The sequence below is a fragment of the Enterobacter sp. 186315 genome (assembly GCF_053290175.1).
Window position 1 is genome coordinate 52,271 of record NZ_JBPTTK010000015.1, and the last position, 17,756, is coordinate 70,026.

Genomic DNA, 17,756 nt, shown 5'->3' on the forward strand with positions numbered 1-17,756 from the left:
CTGCCTCACGCCTGTACTTTTCGGGCAGCCATGACTTCTGCCACGGTTTTAACCCGGGTTAATTCTTCCTGCGTTCGGGTATCGGTTTTTGCTTCCCAGATATCGAGGTTTTGTTGCAGGTTCAGCCAGAACTCAACGCTGGTGTCGAATGCCTTGGCGAGCCTGATAGCCATGTCGGCAGTCAGCTTGCGGTTGTTGTTAACCAGCGCGCTGATAGTGTTGCGATGCACGTTTAGCATGTCAGCCAGATCGCTGATTTTCAGATTAAGTGGCTCGAGGTATTCATACTGCAATACGTCACCTGGCGTGGTGGGTTTGCGCAGCGCTTGTCGAAGTGTCATGAGATGCCTCATTTGTGTAGGGTATATTTATGGGCGGTAAGATAGAGATCTTCGGCTTTACCTTCGTTCCATATGAACACCAGTCGATATTGTCTGTTCACGCGAATCGAGGAGAAGTTTGATAGCGGCGGATTTAAAACTTCGTACCTGTTGCCCGGTGGCGATTGCAGATCTTTATAGGAGGTGGCCGCATGGATAATGTCCAGTTTTCTCGCGAGTACAGATTCCAGGTTGACGGGGATAACGTTGGCTGACTTTCCATAAAGAAAGAAATCCTCAAGCCATTGATCTCGGAAATGATGAATCATTATGGGTAGACGCTCCGTTCCGTGAAGCTCAAATAATAATATTGCACACTTGCACTGTGTGCAAGTGCATTTATTAACAAGTTTAGTAGTTTTACGCGATTCGGGATTGCGTGGAAGCGTTTTATAAAAGAGAAACGAGATCCTGAGAGGCGGCTTCAGGAAATATGCAAAGGGTAGTGTATTCAGCTGCGGTCTGATGCCCTCACCCCAGCCCTCTCCCACGGGGAGAGGGGGAAAATCGGCTCTCACATCAACACCCGGCGATTCTGCTGAGGCCTGATGCCCTCACCCCGGCCCTCTCCCACGGGGAGAGGGGGAAAACCCGTTCCCACATCAAATCCCGGCGATTCTGCTGCGGTCTGGTGCCTACACCCAAACCTCGAACCAGCCCCCGTCAACGCTCCCTCAGCGCCTCCTTCGCCCGGTTAAACGGCTTAATCATATAATCCAGCACCGTTTTCTCTCCGGTCTTGATATCCACCGTGGCAATCATCCCCGGCACAATCGAGAAGTGTCGTCCGGCCTTATTCACCAGATAATCCTGCCCAGTGCGGATAAACACCCGGTAATAGAATACCTCCGGCTTGGCTTCGTCCTGGATGGTGTCCGGGGAGATCGTTTCCACCACCCCGTGCAGCCCGCCGTAAATGGCGTAATCGTAGGCGGTGATCTTCACCAGCGCCTTTTGCCCCGGATGGATAAAGGCGATATCGCGCGGCGACAGGCGGGTTTCAATCAGCAGATGATCGTCCACCGGGACAATCTCCATCAGCTCGCCGTTGGGCGGGATAACGCCGCCGATGGTGGTCACTTTGATGTTTTTCACAATCCCGCGCACCGGGGAGCGCACCGTCAGGCGCGTCACGGAGTCTTCGCGTCCCTTCAGGATCGCCGAGAGCATATCCACTTCGGCGTTGGCCTTTGAGAGCGCCTCGCGCGCCTGCACGTAATACTGCGAACGCACGTCGGTGAGCTTCAGCTCCAGATCGCTTTTCTGGCGCTGGAGGCGCAGCACCTCGACGTGGCTGGCGGCACCGCTTTTTGCCAGACGCTCGGTGATGGCCAGCTCTTTGTTCGCGAGGCTCAGGGCGGAGTTCAGCTCGCGCTGGGTATCGTCGAGCTGCGCGCGGCGGCTTTTATAGAGGTGCGTTTCGGTGGCGAGCAGATCCGGCCACGCCTTTAGGGATTCCGGGAAGATCAGCGGCTTGTCGTTCACCTCGGCGGTTAAGCGCACGCTGGAGGCAAGCGACGCGCGGTAGCGGGCGGCGCTTTCCCCGACGTTGGATTCAGAACGGGTCGGGTCGAGGCGGGCGAGGATCTGTCCCGCCTGCACCTGATCGCCCTCGTGGACGCTCAGCTCGGTCAGGATCCCGCCGTCGAGGGACTGCAAAACCTGCTCGCGGGAGCTGGGGATCACTTTGCCCGTCCCGGTAGAGACTTCATCCAGAATGCCGAACCAGGCCCACACACCGGTGACGATAAACAGCAGCAGGGTCCAGATAACAATGCGCCGCGCGCCGGAGTAGCCGGTTTCCGAATCCAGCGCGTTATCCAGATCCTCCATCGTGGTGGCATCATGCTGACTGGTTTTCATTTTTCCACTCCCGTCCGTTCGCCTGCTGTTGCATACGGCTGTTGCTGAGGGCCTGCGCTTTCGGCGCATCCATCACCAGCATCCCCTCTTTGAGCACCACCACGCGCTCCACCAGTTCAAGAACCGGCACGCGGTGGGTGGCGACCACCAGCGTGCGGTTGCCCAGCCACTGGCCCAGACGCTGAATAAACTCGCGCTCGGTGTGTTCATCCAGCGAGGCGGTCGGCTCATCAAGCAGCACGATGTTCGGATCGCGCAGCAGCATTCGCGCCAGCAGAATCGACTGGCGCTGGCCGCCCGACAGCCCCACGCCGTTTTCCATAATCGGGTAGTCCAGCCCCTTCGGCAGCTTTTGCACAAAGCTCGCGGCACCGCACATCTCCAGCACTTCAAAGATCGCCTCGTCGGTGGCGCGCGGCAGGCCGAGAGTCACGTTTTCGCGCAGCGTGCCGTGGAACAGGCGGGCGTTCTGGGTCATAAAGCCGACGTTGCGCCGCAGATCGGCCACGTCCAGATGCGGCAGGCTCAGGTTGTCGAGCCGCAGCTCGCCGCTCGCCAGATCCATTCCCCCGGCCAGCGCCTGCAACAGCGTCGATTTCCCCGCGCCGTTACGCCCTAAGATGGCAATACTCTCGCCCGGCTTGATCTCCAGACGGTTGATGCGCAGCGCCATGCGCGGATCTTCCGGGTGATAGCGAAACTGCGCCTGATCGAACAGGTAGTGGCCGTGCAGCACGTCCTGGCGGATCGGCGTCTCTTCCCGCTGGTTCTCGGTGGGCAGCTGCATGATGCTGTCCAGCCCCTCTTTGGCGGCCTTCACCTGCTGCCAGCGCGCCAGCACGCCGCACAGGGTCGCCATCGGGGCGATCATCCGCGAGGCCAGCATCGACGCCGCCACCACCGAACCGGTGGTCAGGGTGCCTTCGATCACCATCGGCGCGCCGACCACGATCACCCCGGCGTACACCAGGCTCTGAATGGTCATGCCCCAGTTGATCAGCCCCTGGCTCAGCTCGCGGGTGCGCAGGCCGGATTCCGCGGTGATCTGGATATAGCTGTTCCACTGTTGCAGGAAGCGGTTTTCCGCCTGCATCAGCTTGATATCCTCCAGCCCCTGCACGCTCTCCACCAGCACCGCGTTGCGCAGGGTCGATTCGTGGGCGGACTGTTTCGCCAGCGTCGCCAGCTTTTTTTGCAACAGCAGGCCGGGCAGCACCATCAGCACGGCGGCGACCGGGGCTATCCACGCGAGCGGCGGGGCGATGATCGCCAGCACCACCACGAACAGCAGGAAGAAGGGCAGATCGACAATGGTGGAAATCGTGGAGGAGGTGACCATCTCGCGGATCTGCTCCAGCTCGCGCAGCTGGGAGATAAAGCTCCCGGTGGAGCGCGGCACGGCGCTGTTGCGCAGCCGCAGGGCGTGACCAAATACCCGGTCTGACACCCGCAGATCGGCGCGTTTACCGAGCAGATCCATGATGTGCCCGCGCGCGATGCGCAGCACAAAGCCGAACAGGGTGGCGATCAGTACGCCGATCGTCAGCACGTACAGGGTCGGGTAAGACTGGGCGGGGATCACCCGGTCATACACCTGCATCGAAAAGACCACGCCGGACAGCGACAGCACGTTTATAAACAGCGCCGCCAGCATCACCCAGGTGTAGGGGCGCAGGTCGCGCATCACCAGGCGGTAGAGCCAGTCCGGGCGATATTTCGAGATATAGGCATCCACGCGGCTGTCTTTAAGCGCCGCCAGCGGACGCAGGGCGACAACGTGGTGGATGGCGGGCAGCAGGGCTGTCAGGGAGAGGCGGTTACTCTCCGGCGTGCTGCCGATAAAGCAAATCTCCAGCGTGTCCTCGCCGTCAAAGTGTTCGATGACGCCAATCTTGCCCTCGTTCAGCTCCACCACCACCGGCAGACGCCAGCTGTTGATGGTCTCTTCGCCGCTGCGCAGAAACTGAAGCGACAGCCCCGCCTCGCGGGCGAGCTGGGTCAGCGCGGTCACCATCGGCTTGCCGCGCAGCCAGGGCGCGCCCGCCATCAGCGAGCCGGGTGAACAGGCCACGCGGTAGTGGTCGGCGACATAGCCAAACGCCTGCGCCCACTGCTCCAGCTTGCCGTCCGGGATCGGTTCATTGTTCGGGATATCGGTATCCTTCATGGCTGGATCTCCACGGACTGGATCGTGCGGTTATCCAGGCTGAATGCGTGGCGCATACGGCCCGTGTTGTACAGGCAGTTAAGCTGGAGCTGATGCAGCTGCCCGATCGTTTGCTGCTGGGTGAAGCGCGCCTGATACACCTCCTGTTCGGCGTTAAGCACGTCCAGCAGCGGGCGCGAACCGAGATCAAGATACTGCTGCTGATAGAGTTCACGGGTGCGGGCGCTCAGGGATTCCTGGCGGGACTGAATTTGCAGCGTGCTGAGCAGGCTCATCACCTGGCTGCGGGATTCGAGCAGCTTTTGCCGCACGTCCACGCGGGTGCGCTGAATGGTGGACTGCGCCGCTTCCACCGCGTGTCCGGCCGCGTTTCGCCGCGCGGTTAAGCCGCCGCCCTGGTAAAGCGGCATCTCGACCCTCACCCACGCGGAGTACTGGGTGCGATCCAGCGAGCCGTGCCCCGCATAGTTGTCGTTAAGATAGTGGCGCACCTCCGGCTCCAGCGAGATGGTTGGCGTCATCTGGGCGTTGGCGTAGTCCAGATTCGCCTGCGCCGCGTTCGCCTGCGCCCAGGCGGCGAGTACCGCAGGCACCAGACGATCGTCCGGCTCGGCGATATCGCAGCTGCGCTTCATGCTGTCCGGGAAGTCGTTGCTGATGGCCCCGAGCGAACTCCAGCCGAGGTTGCTCATCAGCGTGGCGCGGGAGCTGTCGAGGTTAGCCTGATACTGCATCAACTGGGCGCGTGCGCCTTCGATACGGGCGTCGGTTTGCACCACGTCCGAGAGCGACGTCGCCCCTTCGTCGTTACGCTGTTTGGTTAATTTGCCGATGGCGCTCAGGGCGTCGAGCTGCTCCCGGGCGGTCTCCACCATCTGCTGCCAGGTCTGTACCTGCACCATCGCCGTGGCGGTATCGTGGGCGATGGTATCAATGCTCACCAGCACGTTGGCCTGCTGCTGGGCGACGCCCGCGTTTTCGGCGCGCACCTGGCTGGCGACCTTGCCGAAGTCGTAGAGCATTTGCGAGAGGGATAACACCAGAGAGGGGGTAAAGCCGGAGTCGCCGCCGTCATGGGTGTAGCCGTTATCCATTCCGGCATTGACCTGCGGATAGTATTTGGATTTGGCAACGTCGACCTGCGATGACTGTTCATAAAGTTTGCCGACCGCTTCGCTGATGGTCGGATGCCAGGACACGGCGCGCACCACGGCGTCGTCCATCATCAGCACGCCGGGTGGGGTTTTACTGGCCGGAAGCGCCACGCGGCCTTCCAGAGAGGGCAATTCCTGTTCAGCACTCAGCTGTTCGGTATTGATGACTACCGCATGAGCGTTGAATACGGGCACAGCAACCAGGCAGCACGACAGCCACCCCCAATGCATTCTTTTTCTCATGTCATGTCCCTAATAAAAACGTACCGCTTTTTTGTTTATGCCCGGGCGGCGAGCGCCCGGGTCATTTTTTTGCGTACTGTCAGGTAATGATGTTGTGGTGCTGGTTTACCAGTTCGTCGAAGGTGGTCTGAACGTTGTCCAGGGTCACCAGGTTGGTATTGGCGTAGGCCGTTCCCGTGCCGTCGCGGTCGATAGAGATCACCGTGTTGTTCCCGCTCGCGGTGACGTGCAGATAGTTACCGAGCGTCGAGGTCTGGCCGTTCCAGCCCACCAGCAGATCGCCGATATCAATCTTGTCGCCCTGCGAAATGGAGAAGTTGGTCCAGTGATCCCCCGTGCCGTTGCCCCCCGTGCCGTTGCCCGCGGCGGTGTTAAGCACGTTGTAAATCAGCGTGTCGCCATAGGCGCTACCGGTGACGATATCGTTATGGTTAGTGCTGGTGATTTGCGGTGCCAGGTTGATGGTCAGCGAGGCGGTATCCGTCTGGCCGTTGGCGCCGGTCAGGGTATAGTTGAAGACCTCCTTACTGGTCATGGAAGCCAGCGACACCCCGTTGTTCAGCGTGTAGGTATAGCTGCCGTCCACGCCAATCGAGAGCGTGCCGTAATGGCCCACAATCGACGCGCTGGCGTTGCTGGTGGTGTAAGGATCGAGCGTGGTGACGTGCCCGTCGTATCCGGTCACGCTCAGACGAGTATTCACCGATGCCAGCTGATCCAGCGCCCCCTGGGAGTCCGTACCGTCGTAGATATTCCCCGTCACCTGATGACCGGCGGTAGTTTCAAAGTTATTGAGGAACACCGAGGTGCCGGTGACGTAAGGGGTGATGGTGATCCCGCCTACGCTGACCGGGCCCGCCGTACCGGTAAAGTTCAGGGTATAGGTGCCCGCTTCCAGGTCCAGTCCGCTCAGGTTGATGGTGGTGGAGCCACCGGTAAACGAGCTGGAGGCAATCGGCGTGGCGGAACCCTGCATGGTGATGGACCAGGTCACGCCCAGCCCGCCCAGCGGCAGCAGCGAGGAGATATCAAAGTGCAGCACCACGTTGTGTAGCGCGGTATTCGGATCCACCACGAAGGTGCCGCTGCCGGAGGCGCGGGTAGTGCTCAGCAGCGCCGTCGTCCAGCTGGCGCTGCCGACGGTGGTATCGCTCCAGGCCGCAATGTGTTGGGTGGCATCGACGGCCACTTCCTTGCTGACGTCGTTAATGGCATCCAGCGCGTGCGGCGTTGGGGTGATGTTGAGCGAGGCGCTGTCCTTATGCCCGGTGGAGTCGGTAATGGTGTAGACAAAAGTATCCGGGGTGCTGATCTTGTCGGCTCCGGTGCCCGCTTTCAGGGTGTAGTTGTAGTTACCCTGAGAGTCGATGGTCAGCGTGCCGTACAGCCCCTGAACGGTGGTGATCCCGGTGGCGTTCACCTGCACGCCGTTCACTTCCGTCACCGTCGCCGTAATACCGGTCGGCAGAATGTCGTCTGCCATCACGTTACCGCTGGTGGCGCCGTCGGTGCTGGATACGGTGTAAACGTGATCCTCAAGCACGTTCAGGGTATACCCGGTGAGCGCGGTGATCCCCGAGGCGGTATTCAGCAGGAACAGGTACTGGCCCGCCGGGAGGTCGACCGTCAGCTTGCTGGAGGTCCCGCCCAGCAGCGGCGCGGTCAGCCAACTCTTCTCGTATCGGTACTGCTGATAGGTCTGGGTTGCGGCGTTGAACTTGTAGACGTACAGGTCAAACACCGAGCCGATAGCCACGCCGCCGACGTTCGCCTGCAAGGTCATGGTGCGGGTGGTGCCCTGATCGACGTTGTAGATAATCGGGTTGCTGAGGTTGCTCAGCACGTCGAGGCTCAGCACGTTACCCAGCCCGACGCCGACCACCGTGAACCCGCCCTGGGACGAGGTGCCGTTGTCGATGGCGTGAACGCTGGTATCGAAGACGAAGCTCGCCGCATCATCCACCGCCGTGGCGTGGGCAACAGGCGTTCCGGCGCTGGTACCCAGCGAAATCACCAGCTGGGCGCTGGCCGTCGCGCCGTTGTGGGCGATGGTGTAGGTGAAGTTCTCCGTGCGGCCGTTGGCGCTCGCGCTGGTGGTGGTCAGCGTGTAGGTATAGCTGCCGTTGGCGTTAATCGTTAAATCACCGTACAGGCCGTGAACCACGGTGGTGCCGGTGGCGTTGATGTTGGTGACCTGTCCCTGGGCGTTCGTCACCTGGGTGACCAGCGTGCCGGACGGGGCGTTATCGCTGCCGGACACCGCGTCGTTATCGGTGATCACGTTACCCGCAACGTTGAGGTTGCTGCCGACGATAGTGCCCGCGCTGGTCTGGGTGACGTCCACGTCAAGGCTGCTGTAAGCGCCGGTCGCCAGCAGGCTGGTGTTGTAGGTCAACACCCGGTACTGCCCCTCGGCCAGCCCGGTCAGGTTCAGCGACACGCCGTTCGCGCCGAGAGTAAGCAGGTTCAGCGCGTTGTTTGCGCCGGAGTCCACCACCGTCGTCCAGACGTTGTTGGTCGCATCCCAGTGCTGTACCACAATCTGCATGGTGTTAAGCAGGCTCAGCACCGCGCCGGTTCCGTAGGCGTTGATGTTGATGTTCGCCGACGCGCCAGGGTCAACGTTGAAGGTGACCTGGGCGCTGTTATCCCCCAGCAGCGAGAGGACATTGCCTACCGCACCCACCAGCAGCAGGCCGTAATCGCTGTACTGCGCGTCGGTGACGGCCGCCGTGGTGGTGAAGTTCAGCTCGTCCAGGTTGTTGGCGGCGGACAGCGGCAGGTTAGGGGCGATGACCTGCCCCGCCAGCGAGGTGTTCCCTGCGGCGTCGGTTGCGCTCAGGGTCAGCGTCCCCCCTTCGGTCTGCTTGTTGGCAAAGTTCAGGGTGAACGCGCCGCTGGCGTTGGCGGTGGTGGTGTAGGTGGTACCGTCCGGCAGGCGAATGGTTACGGTGCTGCCCGCTTCGGCCTGCCCGGTGAGCACGCTGCCGTCGGCGTTAAAGGTCCCGGTCGGCACGCCCGGCGCGGTGGTGTCGACGACCACGGCGATGCTGCCGGAGACCGGCCCGGTGCCCGTACCGTTGGTGGCGGTCGCGGTGAAGGCGTGTGACCCTTCGCTCAGCGCGGGTGCGGTAAAGGTCCAGTTGCCGTTAACGTCCGCCACCACCGTCCCCATCGCCACCCCGTTGTTAAACAGGGTGACCGTGGCGCCCGCCTGGGCAGTCCCGGTCAGCGTCGGGGTCGTGTCGTCGGTGCTCTGTCCGTTGCTGAGCGTCCCTTTAATCGTGCCGACGTCATCGGTCACGGTGTTGATGACCGGCGCGCCAGGCAGGGCGGTAATCGGTGCGATCACCGACGAGGTTAAGCCGGCGTTGCCCGCCTTATCGGTGGCGAAGGCCAGCAGCGTTTCGCCGTTGGTCTGCGCCGGGCTGATGGTGGCGGTAAAGTTGCCGTTACCGTCCGCCGTGGCGGTGCCGAGTACCGTACCGCCGCTGGTGGTGATGGTCACGGTGCTGCCCGCTTCCGCCGTACCCGTTACGCGGGTGCCCACGTTAAGTACCGCCAGTCCGCCAGGAACGGCGGGTGCAAGGGTGTCCACCACAATTGAGGTGACTGGCGAGGCGGCGCTGGTATTGCCTGCGGCGTCGGTAGCGGTCACGGTGAAGTCATGCTGGCCGTTGCCGAGCACGGTGGTTGTCTGCGGCAGGGTCCAGTTGCCGTTGGCATCCGCCGTCACCTGGCCGACCAGCGTTCCGCCGTCGTAAATTCTCACCACGCTGTTGGCTTCCGCCGTGCCGTTCAGGGTTGGCTGGGTGTCGTTGGTCGGGTTCGAACCGATAATCGGTCCGGTGATGGTGCCGATATCATCAACAATAGAGGTGATGACCGGGACCGTTGGCGCGGTTGCATCCACCACCAGCGTAAAGGTGTTGGAGTCGCCGCTGACGTTACCCGCCGGATCGCTGGCGGTGGCTCTCAGGGTGTGCGAACCGTCGGCCAGCGGCGTGGTTGGGGTAAAGCTCCAGCTGCCGTTGGTGGCGACCACGCTGCCGAGCAGGGTGGAGCCGTCGTAAATCCGCACCACCGAGCCGGCTACCGCCGTACCGCTGAGGGTTGGCCTGTTGTCATCCGTCAGCTGGCCGTTGGTCAGGTTACCCGTGGTCGTCCCCACGTCGTCCGCGACGGTTAAAATGACCGGCGGCGCTGGCGGGGTGGTGTCTATGGTAATCAGGAATGGCGCGGACGGATCGCTGGCGTTACCCGCCGCGTCTACCGCCACCGCCGTCAGGCTGTGGGTGGTTTCGCTAAGGTTAGCGGTGAGCTGCAACGACCAGTTCCCGCTGCCGTCGGCGGTGGCGGTACCCAGAAGCTGCGTTCCTTCGTAGATATTAATGGTCGCGCCAGGCTCGCTGGTGCCTTTCAGCAGCGGCTGGGCGTCGTCGGTGATCTGCCCGGTACCGAGCGCCCCCTGGATCGCGCCAAAATCATCCACCGCCTGGGTAATGGCCGGGGCCGCTGGCGGCGTCAGGTCAACCACCACCACGAACGGCGTGGAGGCCGTGCCCACGTTGCCCGCGGCATCGGTGGCGGTAAAGGTCAGGCTGTGGCTGCCTTCGGTGAATCCTGTCGGAGCCCAGGTCCAGTTTCCGGTGCCGTCGGCCGTGACCTGGGTAACGAACGTGCCGTTGTCGTAGATGGATATCTGAGCACCGTTTTCGGTCGTGCCGGTAAAGGTCGGCGTGCTGTCGTTGGTGGACTGCCCGTTGCCGAGCGTGGTCACCGCGCCCACGTCATCCGTCACGGTCACTACCACCGGCGCTGCCGGTGCGCTGGTGTCCACGGTGAGGCTCACCGTTACCGTGTCGTTGCTGGTGTTGCCCGCGCTGTCGGTCGCGGAGATCACCAGGCTGTGCGGGCCATCGTTCAGCGCGGCGGTTGGGGTGAACGTCCAGGTGCCGCCTGCGGTGACGACCGCCGTGCCGATTTCATTGCCACCCTCTTTGATGTGAATAGTCGAACCGGCTTCCCCGGTGCCGCTCAGGGTCGGGCGGCTGTCATCGGTAATCCCGCCAGGGCCGACCTGTCCGGTAATCGCGCCGACGTCATCCAGCACGCCCGTAACGGACGGCGTGGCGGGCGGCGTGGCGTCTACGGTAATCGCAAACGCAGGGGAGGTGGCGGAGACGTTACCCGCGTCGTCGTTGGCGTAGACGCGCAGATTATGCACGCCGTCGTCCAGCGCAACGGTTGGGGTAAAGCTCCACTGGCCGCCGCTCACAATCGCCGTGCCAATCTGCACGCCGTTATCCAGAATGTGGATCACGTTGCCGTCGGTGCCCGTGCCGCTCAGGGTCGGCAGGTTATCGTTGGTCAGTTGGCCGTTGGTGAGAGTGCCCGTGCTGCCGCCCGGCACGTCGTCCAGAATCGCGTCCAGCGTCGGCTGCGCGGGCGGCGTGGTGGCAATGGTAATGCCGTAGCCGTCCGATACCACGCTCTGGTTGCCCAGCGCGTCGGTTGCGACCACCGTGAAGTTGTGCGGGCCATCGGCCAGCGGTTTCGACGGGGTGAAGGTCCAGCTGCCGCTGACGTCGGCCTGTGCGGTGCCCAGCACCGTGCCGTTATCGCTGACCGTCACCGTGCTGCCCGCTTCGGCCTTACCGTTCAGGGTTGGGGTGGTGTCGTTAGTAGAGGCGTTCTTGTCGATGCCGCCCACGTACAGCGGAACGTCGTCGGTAAGGGTATCAATGGTCGGTTTGTCCGGCGCCGTGGTGTCAATATTCACCACAAACGGTAGGGACGGCAGGCTGATATTGCCCAGATGATTAACGGTAATGGTGTAGGCGTGCGTCCCGTCCAGCTGCGTGCCGGGGGTAAAGCTCCATGCCCCGCCCGCCACCGCCGTCGCGGTACCGATCGCCAGCCCGTTGTCGTAAACGGTGATGATATCGCCCGCGCCAGCCGTACCGCTCAGGGTTGGGGTGCTGTCGTTGGTGGACTGCCCGTTGGTCAGCGGCCCCACGTACGGCGGCACGTTGTCCGTCACTGCGCTAATCACCGGAACGCCCAACGAGAGCAGGTCGATGGTGACGGTTGCCGCAGACGAGATATCGCTGGTGGCGCCGTCGACCGTTGCCGTGGCGGTAAAGGTATGTGCGCCAGGCAGCAGCGGTGCGGTGAGCTGATAGCTCCAGCTGGTCTCGGTTGCCCCCAGTGTGATAGTGGTCAGCAGCGCGCCGTCCTGGTAGATCGACACGGTGCTGCCCGCCGCCGCCGTCCCGTTCAGCGTTGGCAATTCATCGTCTGAAATCCCGCCCTTCACGTCGCCCACCAGGTTGCCGACGTCATCGATGATGGTGTCGATGGTCGGCGGCTGCACGGTACCCGTGACCTGATAGCTGGTCGGATCGCTGGCGTTACCCGCTACGTCGGTCGCGGTGACGGTCAGGTTATTGCCCGACGCCTGCGTGCCGTTCAGCGGGATGCTGAAGTGGTTGTTGCTGTCCGCCGTGCCGGTGCCAATCAGGTTGTTATTGGCATCGCGAATTTCGACCGTTGAACCCGCTTCCGCCGTCCCGGACAGGGTAGTGCCCTGCACGTTGATGGTGATATCCGACGGCTGCGCGGGGGCTAAGGTATCGACCGTGACGGTGATAGGTGTTCCCGCCACGCTGACGTTACCCGCTTCGTCCTGGGCGGTGGTGGTGAAGGTGTGATCGCCCTGGCCGAGCGCAGGCGGCTGGAAGCTCCAGTTACCGTTCACGTCTACCGTGGCGGTGCCCAGCGGCGTGTTGGTGCCGTTGTAGTTGTCGTAAACGGTGATCACATCGCCCGCGCTGCCCGTGCCGCTCAGCACCGGACGCGGATCGTTGGTGGTGCCGTTATTGCCGATAACGCCGGTATTGGCATCAACGTTATCGGTGACGATCGGTGCTGTGGTCACGGCTGGCGGATCGGTATCGATAATGATGGTCGCCCCGTTGGATGGTGGGCTTTCGTTGCCCGCGCCGTCTTTGTCGGTGGCGGTCAGGGTGATGTTGTAGGTGCCGTTAGGCAGCGGCTCGTCAGGCGTCCACGTCCATTTGCCGTCTTCGCCCACCTGCGCCGTGCCGAGCACGGTGGTGCCGTTGTAGATGGTGATGATATCGCCCGTAGCCCCGGTGCCGCTCAGGGTTGGGGTGGTATCACGGGTCGGTTGACCCGGCTCCAGCGTGACGTCCACGCCGTCCGGGTTAACGGTCACGGTTGGCGTGGTCGGCGCGTCCGGTGCCGTGGTGTCAATCACTACCTCGAACGCGTCGGAGGCGGTGGTGTTCCCGGCAGGGTTAGTGGCGACGGCGGTGATCTGGTGCGAGCCTTCACCAAGCGGCAGCGGCGGGGTAAAGGTCCAGTTTCCGGCGCCGTCTACCGTCGCATTGCCCAGCAGCTTGTCGCCGTCGTACACGGCAACGGTGCTGCCCGCTTCGGTTGTGCCTGAGAATTCAGGCTGGGTGTCATCGGTCGGTTGCCCGCTGGCAACGGGCCCGGTCACGCTGCCCACGTTGTCGGTTACGTCGCCAATGGTCGGCTTGTCAGGGGCTTCCGTTGAGAGGTTCAGCACGAAGTCGGTTGAGGTGGTGCTCTGGTTCCCGGCGGCGTCTACCGCCACGAAGCTCAGGTTGTGCGTGCCCGTAGTAAACGCGCTGGCGTCAGCGGGGGTCCATGTCCACGACCCGTTCGGGGCGACCAGCGCAGTGCCAATCACGGCGCCGTTTTCCACCACGTTAATGGTCGCACCCGGCTCCCCGGTCCCGTTGAAGGTTGGGGTGGTGTCGTTGGTTAACTGCCCGCTGGTAATGTTCCCGGTGCTGGCGCTGGCATCGTCAATGACCTGGCTAATCGCCGGAGCGTTCGGGGCAACAGTATCAACGGTGACGGACCAGCTGGCGGACCAGCCGCTCTCCTGTCCTTTAGCATCGACGGCTTTGGCGGTGATCACGTTTCCGCCCTCAACCAGATGCACGTCCGCCGGGAAGCTCCAGGTGCCGTCGGCCAGAACGGTGGTCGAACCAATTTTGTTGCCGTTGGTGTAGAGATCGAGCGTCGTGCCCGCCTCGCCGGTGCCGTAGATGGTCGGATGGTTGTCGTTGGTCACGCCGCCGTTCGCCACGCTGCCGGTATAGGCGTCCACGTTATCGGTCACGCCGAGGATTTCAGGCGTCTGGGCCGGGGTGATATCCGGTGCGACGATACTCGCCGGGCCGCCGGTATTGCCCGCCGGATCGGTTGCCGCTGCGGTTAAGGTCTCACCGTTGGCCTGCGGAGGATTGAGCGTCACCGTGAAGTTGCCCTGATCGTCCACCTTCGCGCTGCCCACATCGCTGGTGCCGTTGTTAACGGTCACGGTACTGCCGGGCTCGGCTTTACCGGTCAGTTGGGTGCCATCGTCTGAAATCGCCAGCTCGGTCGGGGCATTTGGCGGCGTGGAGTCCGGTGCGGTGGCGGTCGCGGGCTGGCTGGTATTGTTCGCCCCGTCGGTCGCGGTAACGGTCAGCACCTCGCCGTTTTTCTGCGGCGGAGAAATGGTGATATCAAAATTACCGTCGCTGTCGGCCTTGCCGCTGCCGATCGGCTGACCGTCTTCCCCGTTCACCACGACGGTGCTGCCTGCTTCGGCCTTGCCCGTGACGTGGTCGCCATCCTGATTCACCTCAACGCCGCTCGGGATCTGCGGCGCGGTGGTATCCGGTGCCGTCAGGCTGGATGGGGTGCTGTTATTTCCCGCTTCGTCGGTCGCGGTGACCGTAATTTTTTCGCCGTTGGTCAGGGCAGGGGTGAGCGTCAGGGTGAAATGCCCGGTACCGTCGGCGGTGGCGGTGCCAATCACCGTTCCGGCGCTGTTTTTAATGGTGACGGTGCTGCCCGCCTCGGCGGTCCCGGTTATCTGATCCCCGGTACCGTTTATCTGTGCATCCGGCGTGGCAGGCGGCGTTGTGTCGATAATAAAGTTCAGCGACTGGGACATGCCGCTGGTGTTCCCCGCCGGGTCGGTGGCGGTGAGGGTCAGAGAGTGTGCCCCTTCCGACAGCGCCGTGCCTGGGGTAAAGCTCCAGTTGCCGCTGGCATCAACCGTCGTTTCGCCAATTTTCACCCCTTTGTCATACAGGGTGATGGTATCGCCCGGTTCGCCTTTGCCGCTCAACACCGGCCTGCTGGCGTGGGTATACTGACCGCCCAGAATCGGTACGGCGGTCGACGTGGTGTTATCGCTTGCGCTCAGCACGCCCGGCGTGGCCGGAGGCGTGGTATCGATGACCAGCGTGAATGACGGCGAGGCGGGGCCGGTATTGCCTGCGGCATCGGTGGCGGTGGTGGTTATGCTGTGCGAGCCTTCGCTCAGATCCGAGGATGGCGTAAAGCTCCATTTCCCGTCGCTGCCCGCCACCGCGGTTCCAATGGCCTTGCCGTTGTCATAAATCGTGATTGTTGCCCCCGCTTCCGCGGTGCCGCTAAAGGTCGGACGGGTATCGTCGGTGCTCTGTCCACCGGTCAGCGCCCCCTGAATGGAGCCAACGTTATCCTGTGCGCCGGTGATGGCAGGTGCAGCAGGTGCGGTGTTGTCAGTGTTGCCGCCGCCGGTATTTCCCCCACCGGTGTTTCCACCGCCCGTGTTGCCGCCGCCGGTATTGCCCCCGCCGGTATTTCCACCGCCCGTGTTGCCGCCGCCGGTATTGCCCCCACCGGTATTACCCCCACCGGTGTTACCGCCGCCGTTATTTTCACCGCCGTTGTTATTATCGTTGTCACTGCCGCCGCCCCCGCCGCCACCGCTACCCCCGGCGGCGATCGCAATGCCCCCGGCTGCGGCCAGACCACCCAGCACCCACGGCCACAGTGCGCCACCTTCGGCTGAATCCGCACCCGCTGCGGCAACCAGCGCATCCGTAGAGGCGATGGATTCATAGGTCGCTGCGCCAGCGGGATCTTCAACCCACCACAGCGCGCCGTTACCCTCTTCAAGCACAAGCTGGCTCAGCCCCTGCGCATCCGCCACGTAGAAGTTCTTGATAGTGATGGTTTCCCCGGAGTTCAGGGTGACCACCAGATCGTTATTGCTGCGGGCATAGTGCGCAATATCAGAGCGTTCAACGTGAAGCTCAACGATGGAGGAGTGTTCCAGGGTTATCTGACTGGCCTCGGTAGTCGTTTCTACGCCAGTCAGTTTTGAAATAATAGATATTTTGCTCATAGGGTTACGGCTCCCGGCAGCGATGGTATTTGTTATGCCACTCTCTTTTTAATTTCTTCAGGGCGCACGAGGCCCGCCAGCGATAAGAGTGGCTATGCAGGTGGAAAACTTAATTTTGGACAAAGTGTTTATTCGGTATAGTTATTCTCGCTAAACCCTTTTTTTAACAGTGATATTATTTAGACACGTCTAAAAAGGATATAGCTATAAACGGCAGAATGCGCAAATGCGGTATTGGCAATTATTTGTAGGGGATAAATGTTAATTTTCCGGTGTGACATCATGGCGAGTGAAGCGGCGCAGGCCTTGTGTGGTAAGGGCTACGGGTGCGGCAGGGGGTAAAGGTTTTTTGATTTTGTGATGGATGCGTAATTAATTACTGTACTTATTTAATTGGCGCTTAATAACAATTTAAGCTGGGTTATATAACTTAGGGAATATGATATATTATGTTTGAGTTCTGTTTTTAAATAATTTCGGTGCGCGACAAATATAGTGTGCTAATGCTTAATCATTCAACCTTTTCTTGCCTGAAACGAGTAATAAAATATATCTTTCATTAAGATGGTTCTACACCGGGTTGATATTCAATGTAAAAAAAGACCCGGCGCACGGGCACCGGGTCTTCTTACTGAGCATTACTCAGTGACTTTCTTTTCGAGGCTGGAAGCGCCTTCTTTGGTCTTGTTCCAGCCTTTCTCAGCACCTTCTTTGGTAGCATCCCACCCTTTCTCGGTGCCTTCTTTGGTTTTGTGCCAGGCTTTCTGAGAATCTTCGCTTACCTTGCTGGAGAAATTCTCGCTCTTACCTTCGGCGGCGTGTTCGTTTTTGAGCTTCAGCTCTTCGCCTTTGTTCTGCTCTTCATGCAGCTTTTGCTTCGCATCGTTAGCGTTCGCATTGGCGGCAGCTACGGTCTCGTCGGTTGCATGTGTGGTCGCGGCAAAAACGGGAGCAGCCAGCAGAACGGCAGATAACGCAATAATTGTTTTTTTCATCTTTTATCCTCTATTCGCTTTCTTGTTCAGAGCGGGATTCACTATGGCACGGGAATAGCGGTGAAGGCTTTAGGAAAAAACTGTAAAGCATCAACGGCATCCCGCGACGCTATTTTCGGCCAGGAACTAGCCGAAGGATAAATACCCAATTTCCACCAGTGCGGCCAGGGTTAAAAGAATAAACAGAATAACGATTATCGGCCTGTGCATGATTGATAACCATCCCTTGAGATTTCTTCATCCGCAACGAACTCTTCATATCCCAGAAGCCACTCCTCTTCAAGCCAGTCCGTCAGGCGGTTGGAAAAGGAAATAATATCGCCCGTTACGGCGTCTTTAATGCAGTATTTTCCCAGCACATGCTGTGCACGCTTATCGCGTATTTTGTGAACCTTTTGCCCCTTTTTCAGAAACACTTTGTTGAGGCGCTTCATGGCTGCCGACGTCGACAGCGGGGCGGTTTTTAGCGCCTCAGGCGGGCGCGACACGGCTGCAACTTCATTATTGACAAACGATTGCGTCCACAACCCGAGACTCTGAATCCTGATATCCATATCGCTAAACCGTTCCGTGCTTATGTGGGTGAGAATTTTCTTAGTTCAATTCATTTTCCACGGAAGAGGGGTGAGAACCTTGATATAAATCAATGATGGATTTTGGTGCAGAATTATTTATTAATTATGCAAAGTGGTAGTTACGTAAAGGGAGCAGTTATTGACGGGTAATCAC

Annotated in this window: 8 protein-coding genes; all 8 read right to left on the reverse strand. The window is 60.8% G+C overall.

What is annotated here, in order from left to right; translation table 11 throughout:
- Positions 1-5: 5 nt before the first annotated feature.
- Positions 6-341 carry a HigA family addiction module antitoxin gene (locus ACSVHP_RS16400; protein WP_234675656.1) on the reverse strand — a complete coding sequence of 112 codons (336 nt, stop codon included), beginning with the start codon at positions 339-341 and terminating at the stop codon, positions 6-8.
- A gap of 8 nt (positions 342-349) precedes the next feature.
- Positions 350-649, reverse strand: a complete 300-nt coding sequence (locus ACSVHP_RS16405; RefSeq protein WP_447552449.1) for a type II toxin-antitoxin system RelE/ParE family toxin — start codon at positions 647-649, stop codon at positions 350-352.
- Positions 650-1,043: 394 nt separating this feature from the next.
- Positions 1,044-2,213, reverse strand: coding sequence for an HlyD family type I secretion periplasmic adaptor subunit (locus ACSVHP_RS16410; protein ID WP_234675692.1), 1,170 nt, complete (start codon positions 2,211-2,213; stop codon positions 1,044-1,046).
- 10 nt (positions 2,214-2,223) lie between these two features.
- The gene (locus tag ACSVHP_RS16415; protein ID WP_447552451.1) at positions 2,224-4,410 is read right to left on the reverse strand and encodes a type I secretion system permease/ATPase; all 2,187 of its coding nucleotides are present in this window, start codon (positions 4,408-4,410) and stop codon (positions 2,224-2,226) included.
- Positions 4,407-5,795 (reverse strand): TolC family outer membrane protein, encoded by a 1,389-nt coding sequence (locus ACSVHP_RS16420; RefSeq protein WP_420536328.1) that lies wholly within the window; start codon positions 5,793-5,795, stop codon positions 4,407-4,409. The genes ACSVHP_RS16415 and ACSVHP_RS16420 overlap by 4 nt, the downstream gene beginning before the upstream one ends.
- Positions 5,796-5,886: 91 nt before the next feature.
- The gene (locus ACSVHP_RS16425; protein ID WP_447552452.1) at positions 5,887-16,032 is read right to left on the reverse strand and encodes a BapA/Bap/LapF family large adhesin; all 10,146 of its coding nucleotides are present in this window, start codon (positions 16,030-16,032) and stop codon (positions 5,887-5,889) included.
- A gap of 638 nt (positions 16,033-16,670) precedes the next feature.
- A complete protein-coding gene (locus ACSVHP_RS16430) occupies positions 16,671-17,027 on the reverse strand; it encodes a hypothetical protein (protein ID WP_234675652.1) in 357 nt (118 codons plus the stop codon).
- A 194-nt stretch (positions 17,028-17,221) separates the two neighbouring features.
- On the reverse strand, positions 17,222-17,581 hold the full coding sequence (locus ACSVHP_RS16435) for a hypothetical protein (protein WP_447552453.1): 360 nt from the start codon (positions 17,579-17,581) through the stop codon (positions 17,222-17,224).
- Positions 17,582-17,756: the final 175 nt, after the last annotated feature.

Coding starts and splice junctions, on each gene's coding strand:
- ACSVHP_RS16400 (WP_234675656.1), bottom strand. CDS start 341: ATGACACTTCGACAAGCGCTGCGCAAACCCACCACGCCAGGTGACGTA.
- ACSVHP_RS16405 (WP_447552449.1), bottom strand. CDS start 649: ATGATTCATCATTTCCGAGATCAATGGCTTGAGGATTTCTTTCTTTAT.
- ACSVHP_RS16410 (WP_234675692.1), bottom strand. CDS start 2,213: ATGGAGGATCTGGATAACGCGCTGGATTCGGAAACCGGCTACTCCGGC.
- ACSVHP_RS16415 (WP_447552451.1), bottom strand. CDS start 4,410: ATGAAGGATACCGATATCCCGAACAATGAACCGATCCCGGACGGCAAG.
- ACSVHP_RS16420 (WP_420536328.1), bottom strand. CDS start 5,795: ATGCATTGGGGGTGGCTGTCGTGCTGCCTGGTTGCTGTGCCCGTATTC.
- ACSVHP_RS16425 (WP_447552452.1), bottom strand. CDS start 16,032: ATGAGCAAAATATCTATTATTTCAAAACTGACTGGCGTAGAAACGACT.
- ACSVHP_RS16430 (WP_234675652.1), bottom strand. CDS start 17,027: ATGAAAAAAACAATTATTGCGTTATCTGCCGTTCTGCTGGCTGCTCCC.
- ACSVHP_RS16435 (WP_447552453.1), bottom strand. CDS start 17,581: ATGGATATCAGGATTCAGAGTCTCGGGTTGTGGACGCAATCGTTTGTC.